The following is a 12,350-nucleotide window of genomic DNA, read 5'->3' as shown; positions in this document are numbered from 1 at the left end:
CGTTACATGTAACGTCTCTACATTTTGAGCGCAAAAATCTTCTCTACCACATCAGCCACAACTTTATCGGGTGTGGAAGCACCAGAGGTAATACCTACGGTAATTTTGCCACTAGGCAACCAATTTTCTGTAGCTGTAATCTCGCCACTGAGTAAGCGATGCTCGATCTGATTCGCTGTACCGATCCGGTTGGCACTGTCGATATGATAAGAGGGAATTTGATGCTCGATCGCGATTTCTTGTAAATGAGTCGTGTTAGAAGAGTTGAAACCACCAATGACGACCATCAGATCTAACTTTTCTTCAACTAATTGAAACATCGCGTCTTGCCGTTCTTGGGTAGCATCGCAGATGGTGTTAAAGCTGATAAAGTGCTGGTTTAGCATATCGGGACCGTACTTTCGCATCATCGTGCGCTCGAATAGTTTACCGATTTGCTCGGTTTCGCTTTTGAGCATGGTGGTTTGGTTGGCAATCCCAACTTTTTCAAGATCTGTATCGGGGTTAAATCCTGCCGAACAAGCACGGCTGAATTTTGCCATAAATTCGTCGCGATTACCACCATTAAGGATGTAATCGCAGACGTATTCGGCTTGTGCCATATTCAACACGATTAAATATTTATTCGCAAAAGAACTAGTGGCAATGGTTTCTTCGTGGTTGTACTTGCCGTGAATAATCGAGGTATACTCGCTTTTCTTATGCTTTTCGACAGTATTCCAGACTTTAGAAACCCAGGGACAAGTCGTATCGACAATCGTGCAATTTTTCTCTTTGAGTAGCTGCATTTCCTGTACGCTAGCCCCAAAAGCAGGTAGAATTGCCACATCGCCTGATTCTACGACTGTAAAATCTTTAATTCCGCCGTCAACTGGAATAAAGCCCACTTGCATTTCCTGCAACCGCTGATTAACAGAGGGGTTGTGGATAATTTCGTTGGTAATCCAGATCCGCTGCGTGGGGAAATGTTGGCGCGTCTCGTATGCCATTGCTACAGCTCGTTCTACCCCCCAGCAAAAACCAAATGCCTCTGCTAAGCGAATTGTTACGTCACCTTGTTGCAGAGTATAGCCGTTATCTCGGATTTGCTGCACCAGATTGCTTTGATATTCCGACTGCAACATCCCAGAAACTTCAGCTTCATGACCGAATCCTTTACGATGGTAGTTTTCCGAGTGTTGGAGCGATCGTTTAAAAGCTTTCGTATCCATGCAGTGTTTCCCCATAAGCGTCTCTCTTCTCGATCGTAAGCTGTTTGGCTACCTTTCTCAAAGTGCGATCGCTCTAATGTACCAATCGGACTGCTACATCAACTCATCGTAATTACCGCGTTGTTTATCGTCTAATTTATCGCATCCGTGTAGAAGAGAATTTACCCACGCTCTTTGTGAAGTTTATTACTAGTTTAAAGCGGATGAAAATCTGAAGACTCCATTATAGCACCTGACATGCTAATAGATTTGGACTGTCTATACATTACTAGAAAAGTTAGTTTAGTAAAATTTGGGTATAATATGATACTGTAGGGCAAAAGTTATAGCGTTACAAAGTTGTAAAAACAAGTCCGTAATTACTACGAACTACTGGGGATTGCAGTCAAAATCTCCAAATTAGTTGGGGTAAATACTAATTCTGTTCTGAGATGAAGTTTATCGCGAGATCGCAGTGAGGAAAATTCTAGTAATTGATAATGATGCATATTCTCTACTATTAATTTCTGACTTTCTCGCCTTGAATAACTTTCAGGTTTTGACCGCAGATAATAGTCGCTCGGGCTTACAATTAGGCAGAGAACAACAGCCAAACTTAATTATTTGCGAACTGGAGCTGCCAGAACAAAATGGATACGAAATTTTAAGACAGTTGCGTGATGAACCGATTACAGCTAGTATACCTATTTGGTTTCTTTCATTTGAAGCAGATATGGCAACTCGTCGCCGTGCTTTACAACAAGGGGCTGACGGTTACTTTCATAAACCAGTAAACTTAAACGAATTGCTCCTGGCAATTAACAATTTCTTTAGTGGGTAATTGGTAGTTGGTAGTTGGTGGTTGGCTATTGCTTCCCTGCTTCTTTGCTCCCTGCTTCTTTGCTCCCTGCTTCTTTGCTCCCTGCTCCCCATGATCTGGAATCGCCATCACATTTTGTCTCTAGAAGATTTTACGCCGGAAGAATACAACACGGTGTTGCAGACCGCTGCAAGTTTTCGAGAGGTGCTGACGCGGCGGACGAAGAAAGTCCCAACCTTACAAGGACAGGTAGTCACGAATTTATTTTTTGAATCTTCGACTCGTACCCGCAGCAGTTTTGAATTAGCAGCCAAACGTTTATCGGCAGATACGCTAAACTTTACCGCCTCTACCTCTTCTTTAACGAAGGGGGAAACAATATTAGACACGGCAAAAACCTACTTGGCAATGGGAACCGATATGATGGTGATCCGCCATCGAGAAGCGGGAGTTCCTCAAGCGATCGCAGCGGAAATGGATCGCTTGGGTGTCCGCGTCGGAGTCTTAAATGCTGGGGACGGACAGCACGAACATCCTTCTCAAGCTTTACTCGATCTATTTACAATTTGCACTCTGCTCGATCCCGATCGCCCGCGCTTGGAACTGTTACAGGGGAAAAAAATTGCGATCGTCGGGGATATCCTTCATTCACGGGTAGCGCGATCGAATATCTGGAGCTTAACCGCTAGCGGGGCAGAAGTCCACCTCGCCGCACCACCGACATTATTACCGCAGCTGTTTGGGGAGTTTGTCGAGAATTTGGGAGTCGGTAGGGGCGGGTTTTCAAACCCGCCCGTACAGGAATCGGGAGTCGGTAGGGGCGGGTTTTCAAACCCGCCCGTACAGGAATCGGGAGTCGGGGACAAGGGGGACAAGGAAGCAGTCACCAATTACCAATTACCAACTCGCAAGCTATTCCTTCATTGGCAAATCGAACCTGCATTACAAGATGCAGATTTTGTGATGACGCTGCGGTTGCAAAGGGAACGCATGACGCAGCACCTCTTACCCAGTATTAGAGAGTACCATCAGTTATTTGGGATTACGCGCGATCGCCTACAATTTTGTAAACCTGATGTCAAAGTTTTACACCCAGGTCCAGTTAATCGTGGTGTAGAAATTAGTTCCGATCTGATGGACGATCCTCAATTTAGTCTCATTTCTCAACAAGTGACGAGTGGGGTAGCGGTGCGGATGGCGCTGTTGTATCTCATGGGTGGTGGTAAGGTTTAGATCCCTACAATTCTTGAGTTGCGGCGGCGAGTTTAGTTAAAGATTCTGCCATTGCCATCGATCGCTCTGAAGTCTTGCTAGCAATATTTGCTGCTTCTAAAATTGCTTGGCTGGCAGAGGTTGAAGCTTGGGTTCGATCGGCTGCAACTTGGGAAACCCGTTCAAAAAGTGAGATCATCTCGGCGCTGAAGACAGCAATTTGATTGAGTCTTTGCTGCGTTTCTTCTATGACTTGACGTTTGACGATCGCCTGTTCTGTCCCCTCAATCGCGATCGCGGCTTCCCTGGTATCTGCCTGAACGTTTGCCACCAGAAGTTTCATTTGGGTAAATTCTGTCTCTAACTGCCCAATTGAAGCAAGCAATTTCTCTGCTATAGGAGCAAACTCTGAATTGTCTCCGTTGGTAGTGCGTGAGACAGCAAATTTAATATTCATCGCTTGCAACTGAAGTTGATACATCACCTGACCAATAATCTCAATTGCTTGCGGTAATTTTTGGGTCGAGCGATCGAGTCGATCTAGCTTTTGAGCCACTTCAAAAATTGCTGTTTGGGTAGCCACAATAGTATTGATAGTTCGCTCGACGATCTGTTCGCCAGTTTCTATTATGGGTTTGGCTGGCTGAATTTGGCGTTCTGCTTCTTGGACGGTAGCAACGATTTTTTCCGTGACTTGAGCGACAGCCTGGACGCGATCGTAGGCAAGTGTAACCGAATCCATTTGGGCGATCGCTTCTTGGGAAAGAGTTTTGACAGAGGTTTGGCTACTTCGCAGCATTTCTGATATCTGACGCTGAAGTCCCTCTTTTTGCTGGCGTTCCTCTTGAGATGTCGCTGTAGCTGTTTGATAGGCTCGATCGATTTGGTTGAGCAACCTAGCATGGTCGAGGGCAAATCCGACTTGAGTAGCTAATTGGGTAAATAGATCGATTTCCCATTGTTGCCAATGGCGCGGCTTGGCACACTCATGAGCGATTAACAGACCAAACAAGCGATCGTCCTTCAAAATCGGGGCAACTAAATTCGCTCTGACGGCAAATGGTTCGAGCTGTTGCAAATAGCATTCACTCAAATCCGCAGCATAGATATCATCGATCGCGTTTACCCTTCCCTGTTGATACTTATCTACATAACCATGTGCAAAACAGGGGTCTTGAATTTGCGCCCAAATAGCCTTGGGAAATCCTGGTAAAACCGATTCGGCGATGACCGTACCGTACCAGTCAGCGTCAAAACCATACACCAGTACGCGATCTGTTTTTATCGCTTTGCGGGCTTCTTCAACGGTAGTTTTGAGAATGTCTTCTTCGTTGAGCGAGGCTCGAATTCGGCGCGTTACCTGGGCGAGTAATTGGCTGCGAGAACCCTCAGCATCGATACGTTGTAGCAACCTAGCATGGTCGAGGGCAAATCCAACTTGAGCGGCTAACTGGGTGAATAAATCGATCTCCCATTGCTGCCAATGACGGGTTCTAGCACATTCGTGGGCAATCAATAAGCCAAATAAGCGATCGTCTTTCAGTATGGGGGCGACTAAATTCGCCTTGACTGCAAATGGTTCGAGTTGCTGTAGATAGCACTCGCTTAAATTAGCAGCATAGATATCTTCGATCGCGTTTATCCTACCCTGCTGATATTTATCTACATAATCTTCAGCAAAGCACGGGTCTTGAATTTGCGCCCACAAAGCTTTGGGAAACCCTGGTACAACTGATTCAGCGATGACCGTACCGTACCAATTGAAGTCAAAGCCATAAACGATGACTCGATCTGTTTTCATCGCTTTACGGACTTCTTCGACGGTAGTTTTAAGAATATCCTCTTCGTTGAGCGAGGCTCGAATGCGGCGGGTAATATCAATCGATAGCTTGGCTTGCTTGGCTTTCGTATCTATTTGTTCGAGCAAATCAGCGTGTTTGAGGGCAAATCCGACTTGTGCCGCTATATGAGCAATTAAATCGATCTCCGAGTGCTGCCAGGAGCGTGACTGCTTACACTGATTGGCGATTAATAAGCCATATAGTTGATTGTCTTTGATAATTGGCGCGCTCAATTGTGACGCGATCGCAAATCGCTCTAGTAGTCCAATTCGAGCATCAGATAAATTCGCTTGATAGATATTATCGATCGCCTGGACGCGACCGTGACGATATAACTCAATGTTTTCCCCTTGGAAAAAGTTAGTATCGATTGTCGCCCACAGCATTTTAGGATAGCTCGATGCTACTGATTCTTCTACAAAGGTTCCATCCCAGTCGAGTGAATTCGGAATTCGGAATTCGGAATTCGGAATTCGGAGTTCGGAATTTTTTTGGTCGCGATCGAACCGAAAAATTACGATCCGATCGGCTTTGAAGGCTTTGCGGACTTCTTCTACAGTCGTTCTAAGGACATCTGCTTCCGATAGCGATTCCCCGATCTGGTGCGCGATCTTCATCAAGATTCTGGCACGTTCGGCTTCAGCTTCTTGCTGCCATAACAGTTTAGGTAATTGCTGTTCGATCGCGCTGATATTTGACTCTAAAGCAACTAATTCGTCTCGACCAGCAACGCGATCGCGAGCATTGAGATCTTCTTGACTCAATCTATTGACTAATTTATTAGAAACTGATGTAGCATCTATTACTGGACGAATGGCGCGATGTACTAAAAAAATTGCGATCGCCGCCGCCCAAGCTGCGATTAATCCAGTTTCCAGTACTTGTGATTGTAGTTGCCGTTGCAGGGCATTTTCTGTTGTAGTTAACTCAGTAGCATTTTGCTGTCTAGCTTGAGTAACTTGTTTGTGAATTGCCTGAGTTCCCAAGTAATTCGTCGTCCCAACTACCAATGCTGGAAGGGCGCTAGCAACAACAGCCGCGATCGTTGCTTTCAATTTCAAATTCCACGATCGCATCTGCTGAATTGGTCGCAGCGTGTTACTTTTCTTCAAGTCTCCTTGATGAGAGTCTGTACCTAGAGTGGTACTAGAATTTGCCTTACCGTTTTTGGACTGGGGAAAGGGATCTTGAGTCTTAGGCATATTCTTTAGGTTGTCATTTGTCATTTGTCATTTGTCCTTTGCAAAAATCTTATTTTGACTTTTGCACGGGCGGGTTTTGTCAAAAAAATCTTTGTCATTGATAGAGAAATCTGCTAAACCCGCCCCTACCAATTCTTGACTTTTGACTTTTGACTTGATTAAAAATAGCCTATCGCTTCAATCGGTCGCTGGTTATCAATATGGTTGTCGATTCTTTATTTGTTTGTTGGTAATTCTTTAGGTTAAACGACCGTCTTCCATTTCAATTATGCGATCGGCAATATCGAGAATTCGGTTATCGTGAGTCACCATCAAAATAGTACATCCTTGTTCTTTAGCTAAAGATTGCATGAGTTCGACGACATCGCGTCCCGATTGCTTGTCCAATGCGGCTGTAGGTTCGTCTGCTAGGACGATTTTTGGATGGTTTACTAAAGCACGAGCGATCGCAACTCGTTGTTTTTGTCCTCCAGAAAGATTGTCTGGATAGTAATCAATTCGATCACCTAACCCTACAGTTTGTAATATAGTTGTCGATCTAGCCTCAGCAGATGATGGAGATAGCTCGCGGTTTAATTCCACTGACATTTGTACGTTTTGCTTTGCTGTTAAAAATCCTAATAAATTGTGAGCTTGAAAGATATAACCAATCTGCCGACGAAACTTGACTAGTTGTTTTTCAGTTGTACCAAAAAGTTCTGTTCCTAAAATTTTTAAACTGCCTTCTTGCACGGAACGCAAACAACCAATTAAAGTTAGTAATGTCGTCTTACCCGATCCTGATGCTCCAGTTACAAGGGTAATTTCTCCAGTGTTAATTTCTAAATTAATATCAAATAATATCTGCTTTCTCAGCGCCCCTTTACCGTAGTAGTGATTGAGATTATGGATAGCGATCGCAGGTTCTTTTTTCATTGGGTTAGAAAATATCTGCTGGATCGGCAGAACGTAGTTTACGCACCGCAATAAAACCAGAAATAAAACACATGAGAACCGTTAATAGAAATACCATGACTGCTCGACTAGCAGTCATAAAAATTGGTAGCAAAGTTGCGTTTCTAGCTAAATTGTATTGTAAGATAGCAAAAGCGAACCCAGGTACGTAACCTAAGCTAGCTAAAATTAAAGCTTCTTGAAAAACGACTAACAATAAATAGGTTTGCGTATACCCCATTGCTTTCAAAGTAGCATATTCAGATAAATGGTCTGAAACTTCGCTGTAAAGAATTTGATAAACAATTACAGTTCCAACAATGAACCCCATAATTGTTCCGAGGGTAAAGATAAAGCCAATCGGAGTACTACGCGCCCAGTAATCTTTTTCGTAATCGACAAATTCTTGTTTAGAAAAAACTTTGACATCATCGGGTAAATATTGCCTCAATTTTTCTAAAGCTACTTCAGAGTTTGCCGCTGGCTTTAATTTAATAACACCTATATCAATTAAGCCATATTTTCGATCTTTGAATAAGCGCAGAAAATTTTGGTCGCTCGTAATTAAATTACCATCAGAACCAAAAGACGCTCCTAATTCAGCTATTCCTCCTACCTTAATCCGTCGTCCGCCTACCTCGGCTGTAATCTTTTTCCCTTGCTCGAACTCAGAAGCGATCGCGCCAAACTCCGGTCGAGAACCGCGATCGAAGAGGACGACATCGGGCAATTTAATTTTTTCTATATTTTGTTGTACCCCTGGTAAATTGAAAACTTTATCTCTGGGATTAGTTCCAATAACTAAAACCTCAGCTAGCGCTCTAGTCTCGGGGTTTTTCCATTCAGTTAAACCTAAATATATAGGATGTACGGATGCAACTTCCGAAAGTGCTAAAGTTTGATATAAGCGTCTTTGAGAGAAGCTTTCTAAAAAATTGATGGCGTTAGATTGAGGGTTGATTAAGACAATTTCGCCATCTAAACTAGAATGCAAACGCACGTTACTATCAAATAAAGCTTGCTGAAAAGCCAGTTGCATAAACATGAGAATATCAGCAAAAGCAATTCCAGCTAGGGCGACGATAAGACGAGGTTTTTCCCTAGTCAATTGCAACCAAGCTAACGGAATTTTGCGTTTAATAAAGTTTGTCATTTTTGATTGGTCATTGGTCATTGGTCATTGGTTATTTGTTAAGAGGCGAGGGGCAAGAGGCGTTTGACTTACGACTTCTCTCCCTTATCTCCCTTGTCCCCCTTGTCTCCCTTGTCTCCCTTGTCTCCCTTGTCCCCCCTACTCCCTGCTCCCTACTCCCTGCTCCCTCAAATATTAATTTTGACAATAACTTTGGCGTAGGTAAGACCGGAAACTCGTTGGCTGGCTTCTGGGGGTAGACCGACTTTGATTTCTACAACTCTGGCATCGACATCGGCGGCGGGATCGCTGTCGAGTGCGTCTTGCTTACCGATCTGCCTACCAACGTCAATGACTGTGCCTCTCAGTTCACCAGCGAAGGCGAGATTCTCGCTACTAATCGCGGCTTTTTGACCAAGGCGAATTTTGCCAATGTCTTCTTCTAAGACTTCGGCAATGGCGATCATTTGCTCGGTGCGCCCCATTTCGGCAATGCCTGCGGAACCGATTTTTTCTCCGGCGCGAGTGTGAATTTTGAGAATTTCGCCGCCAGTTGGCGCGCGCACGTAGGCGAGTGCCAAGTCTGCTTGAGCTTGTTTCATCGCCGCGATCGCCCTGTCAACTTCAGATTGCGCCAGTTGTACGTCCACTGGACGAACTTCTTGAATCTTATTTAAAGTCGCTTTTGCTGCTTCAATTTGCCTTTGCAACGTCGCCATCGTCTGTTGGCGAGTCGATTGAGTTTCGTTTAATTGTTCGGTAGCAGATTTAGCATTCAAACTGCGGCGATCGAGTTCTTGAGAGGAGATCGCACCGTTTTGGTACAACTGCTGGTAGCGTTGCAAGTCGATCGCAGCGTTGCGTTGCTCGGCTTCTAGGCGGGCGATCGCAGCTCGTAAGATTTGCTGTTGTCCGGCGAGTTCGGCTTGGAGGCGGGCGATCGTTGCTTGCTGTGCCTCAATTTCTCCGGTTTGCGCCCCGGCTTTGACTTTGGCTAAATTTGCTTGAGAGACTTTGACATCTTCCTTGGCTTTGGCTAAAGCTGCTAAAGCGCGATCGCGGCTGTCCAAAATGGCTACAACATCACCATTACGGACTCTTTCACCCTCTCTTACCATCAACTGAAGGACTCTCGCGCCTTCCAAAGCAAAGGAAGAACTAGGAGCAGATAATTGAACCACATCCCCGCGCGGCTCTAAACGTCCCAAGGCGCTAACAGCATTTATCTTTGGGGGTTTTTGAGTTACGGGTACAGGTGCGGGGGTTTGACTCTGCTGAAATTTACTCAGCGCCAAAGCTCCCGTTGCTATTCCCAAAATTAGAGCTAAGGCGATCCGCCACCAACCCTTGGGTTTCGCACCTGACTCCTCCTCGAACTGAGTTTTCTTTTCCCTAACGGTTGACATGATGGATCGATTGTTACGCTCGGATATTGTTTTCCCGCGCCACAAAGCTAAGATGAAGCAGGCTGCGATCGCTTCTGTCTTATCGTAGGGAATGTCTGACTACAGTAACTATGCAAATTTTTCTACCTTATTTGATATTTTTTTCGCTGTTGCGGATGAATGCAGATAAATCCAGAGCCAATTACCAATTACCAATTACCCGTTAAGTGATTAGAACCAGAAAACAATTTGCTCAACACTGGCTTAAGAGCGAGAAAGCTTTGGATCGGATCGTACAGGCGGCGGAGATTCAACAAAGCGATCGCATTTTAGAAATTGGTCCTGGTACAGGTGTTTTAACTCGGCGGCTTTTACCCCTCGCCTCATCTGTAGTAGCGGTAGAAATCGACCGCGATCTCTGTCAGTTGCTAACACAAAAATTAAAAAGAGTAGAGAATTTTTTACTATTGCAAGGTGACTTCCTAAATTTGGATTTAGCTACTTTATTAGCTCCACTACCAAATTTTCAAAAGCCAAATAAAGTTGTTGCTAATATTCCATATAACATTACTGGTCCAATTCTAGAAAAACTCCTGGGTACAATTGCCGAACCTAACCCAGAGCCATATGAATCAATTGTATTGTTGGTTCAAAAAGAAGTGGCAGATAGACTATATGCTAAACCTGAATCGAAAGCATTTGGGGCTTTGTCTGTCAGAGTGCAGTATTTAGCAGCCTGCGAACAGATTTGTATTGTCCCAGCAGGAGCTTTTCAACCACCACCAAAAGTAGATTCTGCCGTGGTACGGTTGCGTCCGCGAACATTGTCAACTGTAGCCAAAGATCCGAAGCAATTGGAAGCTTTAGTCAAAATCGGTTTTAGTGCCAAGCGGAAAATGTTACGAAATAATCTAAAAGCAATAGTCGATAGCGATCGCCTCAACCATTTACTGCAAGAATTGAATATAAACCCCCAAGCTCGCGCTGAGGATTTAAGCGTGACTCAATGGGTAAATTTGAGTAATGGGTTAGGTGATGGGTAATTGGTAATGGGTAATTGGTAATGGGTAATTGCTCTCCCCCAGCTCTCTTACTCTGCTCCCTGCTCCCTACTCCCTGCTCCCTAATAACTGATAAGTGAATGCGTTCCTATTCTCTGATTGCTCCGGCAAAAATAAATTTGTATCTGGAAATCTTAGGCGATCGCCCAGATGGATATCACGAATTGGTCATGATCCTACAAAGTATCGATCTGGCTGACAAAATCGATCTGCGGGCAATTAGTACCGATACAATCCGCGTTCACTGCGATAATGCCCAAGTTCCAGCAGATAAAAGCAATCTCGCTTATCGCGCCGCCGAACTGATGGCGAAACAATTTCCAGAAAGTTTTGCTCAATATGGCGGGGTAGAAATTACGATTCACAAAAAGATCCCAATTGCGGCTGGTTTAGCAGGAGGATCTAGCAATGCTGCTGCCGTTTTGGTCGGCATAGATTTATTGTGGAAACTGGGACTCACGCAATCGGAATTGCAGGAACTCGCAGCCCAAATTGGTTCTGACGTACCTTTTTGTATTGCAGGCGGAACAGCGATCGCCACAGGACGAGGAGAACAGCTTTCTCCTCTCCCCAGTCTCGATAATTTCTACGTCGTTCTCGGTAAACACCGTAGTTTGGCAGTCTCTACAGTTTGGGCGTATTCAACCTATCGCGCCACCTTCGGTCATACCTACACGAGAAATATTCAAAACTTAGAATCTCGCGCTCAAGCCGTCCACTCAGGCTCGATAGTGAAAGCGATTATTCATGAAGATGGAGCAGAAATTGCTCAAAAACTGCACAACGATTTAGAAAAAGTCGTGTTACCAGAATACCCAAAAGTTTCGCAACTGCGACAAGCATTTCAAGACAGCGGCGCTAATGGTGCGATGATGTCTGGTTCTGGTTCCACAGTATTTGCTCTATGTACTTCTTTAGATCAAGCTCAGCAGGTACACCAGCAAGTCCGCCAAACCATCCCCGATCCCGACCTAGACTTATGGATTGCCCGAATGTGTAGTGGGGGAATTCAAGTCAGTTAATAGGGAGCAGGGAGTAGGGAGCAGGGAGCAGGGAAGAAGGGGACAGGGGGGACAAGGGGGACAAGGGAGCGGTCAACCAACTACCAATTACCAATTACCAACTACCAACTACCAATGTCAGACGATCGAACCACACAAACGCCAGAACCCACTCCCTTACGCTGTCTGAGTGGGGCAGTTATTTCGGCAGGAATTGCTTTTGCAGCCTATTCTCTCACAGCCGCGATCGCTCAAACGTTTGCCCGCAAACCAATTCATTCTGATAATTTTACTGTCGTTAATATTGCTGCTGCCGTTCGTACTCTGGTTGTAGGAATCATGGCACTAGGTACGGGTATATTCGGTATTGTCGCTATAGGTCTAGTTGCACTTGCGATTCAACTTTCGATTCAAAAACTGACGAAAAAAGAAGAGTAGGGGCGCACAGATGTGCGCCCCTACAAGATGCTACTTATCTCATGTGCGTCTTTGCTCTTAGCCCCCTTTATAAGGGGGTTGGGGGATCGCAGCACTGCGCCACTCACGGAAAGATCCCCCTGGCTCCCCCCTTAA

At 44.9% G+C, this 12,350-nt stretch carries 11 protein-coding genes; 6 read left to right on the top strand and 5 right to left on the bottom strand.

All coding sequences use genetic code 11. The annotated features are described in order from the left end of the window. Positions 1–17: 17 nt before the first annotated feature. Entirely contained in the window at positions 18–1,211 is a 1,194-nt protein-coding gene (locus tag H6G17_RS06470; protein ID WP_192155309.1) for a 4-hydroxy-3-methylbut-2-enyl diphosphate reductase, read from the bottom strand. Positions 1,212–1,665: 454 nt separating this feature from the next. Here H6G17_RS06470 and H6G17_RS06465 point away from each other — a divergent pair, with 454 nt between their 5' ends. Then, on the top strand, positions 1,666–2,031 hold the full coding sequence (locus H6G17_RS06465; RefSeq protein ID WP_192155307.1) for a response regulator: 366 nt from the start codon (positions 1,666–1,668) through the stop codon (positions 2,029–2,031). A gap of 90 nt (positions 2,032–2,121) precedes the next feature. Further along, positions 2,122–3,243, top strand: coding sequence for an aspartate carbamoyltransferase catalytic subunit (locus tag H6G17_RS06460; RefSeq protein ID WP_192155305.1), 1,122 nt, complete (start codon positions 2,122–2,124; stop codon positions 3,241–3,243). Between the two features lie 4 nt (positions 3,244–3,247). Here H6G17_RS06460 and H6G17_RS06455 read toward each other — a convergent pair whose 3' ends face one another. From H6G17_RS06455 to H6G17_RS06440, 4 genes are all read right to left on the bottom strand, one after another. After that, on the bottom strand, positions 3,248–6,289 hold the full coding sequence (locus tag H6G17_RS06455) for a GAF domain-containing protein (protein ID WP_242038271.1): 3,042 nt from the start codon (positions 6,287–6,289) through the stop codon (positions 3,248–3,250). 213 nt (positions 6,290–6,502) lie between these two features. Continuing rightward, positions 6,503–7,180, bottom strand: coding sequence for a DevA family ABC transporter ATP-binding protein (locus H6G17_RS06450; RefSeq protein WP_192155303.1), 678 nt, complete (start codon positions 7,178–7,180; stop codon positions 6,503–6,505). 4 nt (positions 7,181–7,184) lie between these two features. Then, a complete protein-coding gene (gene devC, locus H6G17_RS06445) occupies positions 7,185–8,372 on the bottom strand; it encodes an ABC transporter permease DevC (protein ID WP_242038270.1) in 1,188 nt (395 codons plus the stop codon). A gap of 146 nt (positions 8,373–8,518) precedes the next feature. Continuing rightward, a complete protein-coding gene (locus tag H6G17_RS06440) occupies positions 8,519–9,736 on the bottom strand; it encodes an HlyD family efflux transporter periplasmic adaptor subunit (protein ID WP_192155301.1) in 1,218 nt (405 codons plus the stop codon). Between the two features lie 206 nt (positions 9,737–9,942). Here H6G17_RS06440 and rsmA point away from each other — a divergent pair, with 206 nt between their 5' ends. The 4 genes from rsmA to H6G17_RS06420 all read left to right on the top strand — a co-directional run bounded on the left by rsmA (position 9,943) and on the right by H6G17_RS06420 (position 12,215). After that, positions 9,943–10,758, top strand: coding sequence for a 16S rRNA (adenine(1518)-N(6)/adenine(1519)-N(6))-dimethyltransferase RsmA (rsmA, locus tag H6G17_RS06435; protein ID WP_192155299.1), 816 nt, complete (start codon positions 9,943–9,945; stop codon positions 10,756–10,758). 98 nt (positions 10,759–10,856) lie between these two features. Next, positions 10,857–11,798 carry a 4-(cytidine 5'-diphospho)-2-C-methyl-D-erythritol kinase gene (ispE, locus tag H6G17_RS06430; protein WP_192155297.1) on the top strand — a complete coding sequence of 314 codons (942 nt, stop codon included), beginning with the start codon at positions 10,857–10,859 and terminating at the stop codon, positions 11,796–11,798. After that, positions 11,776–11,967: a hypothetical protein gene (locus tag H6G17_RS06425; RefSeq protein ID WP_192155520.1), complete on the top strand. Its 192-nt coding sequence runs from the start codon at positions 11,776–11,778 to the stop codon at positions 11,965–11,967. The genes ispE and H6G17_RS06425 overlap by 23 nt, the downstream gene beginning before the upstream one ends. After that, on the top strand, positions 11,913–12,215 hold the full coding sequence (locus H6G17_RS06420; protein ID WP_106546421.1) for a DUF3082 domain-containing protein: 303 nt from the start codon (positions 11,913–11,915) through the stop codon (positions 12,213–12,215). Before H6G17_RS06425 ends, H6G17_RS06420 begins: the two co-directional genes overlap by 55 nt. The last annotated feature ends 135 nt before the right edge of the window (positions 12,216–12,350 follow it).

Source organism: Chroococcidiopsis sp. [FACHB-1243], from assembly GCF_014696895.1.
In the GTDB taxonomy this organism is placed as follows: domain Bacteria; phylum Cyanobacteriota; class Cyanobacteriia; order Cyanobacteriales; family Chroococcidiopsidaceae; genus Chroococcidiopsis.
Note: the sequence above shows the minus strand (reverse complement) of the source record. Positions and strands in the feature narration are given on the sequence as shown.

Excerpts from the sequence above, each read along its gene's own strand:
- H6G17_RS06470 (WP_192155309.1), bottom strand. The coding sequence starts at position 1,211 with ATGGATACGAAAGCTTTTAAACGATCGCTCCAACACTCGGAAAACTAC.
- H6G17_RS06460 (WP_192155305.1), top strand. The coding sequence starts at position 2,122 with ATGATCTGGAATCGCCATCACATTTTGTCTCTAGAAGATTTTACGCCG.
- H6G17_RS06455 (WP_242038271.1), bottom strand. The coding sequence starts at position 6,289 with ATGACAAATGACAACCTAAAGAATATGCCTAAGACTCAAGATCCCTTT.
- H6G17_RS06450 (WP_192155303.1), bottom strand. The coding sequence starts at position 7,180 with ATGAAAAAAGAACCTGCGATCGCTATCCATAATCTCAATCACTACTAC.
- devC (WP_242038270.1), bottom strand. The coding sequence starts at position 8,372 with ATGACCAATGACCAATCAAAAATGACAAACTTTATTAAACGCAAAATT.
- H6G17_RS06440 (WP_192155301.1), bottom strand. The coding sequence starts at position 9,736 with ATGTCAACCGTTAGGGAAAAGAAAACTCAGTTCGAGGAGGAGTCAGGT.
- ispE (WP_192155297.1), top strand. The coding sequence starts at position 10,857 with ATGCGTTCCTATTCTCTGATTGCTCCGGCAAAAATAAATTTGTATCTG.
- H6G17_RS06420 (WP_106546421.1), top strand. The coding sequence starts at position 11,913 with ATGTCAGACGATCGAACCACACAAACGCCAGAACCCACTCCCTTACGC.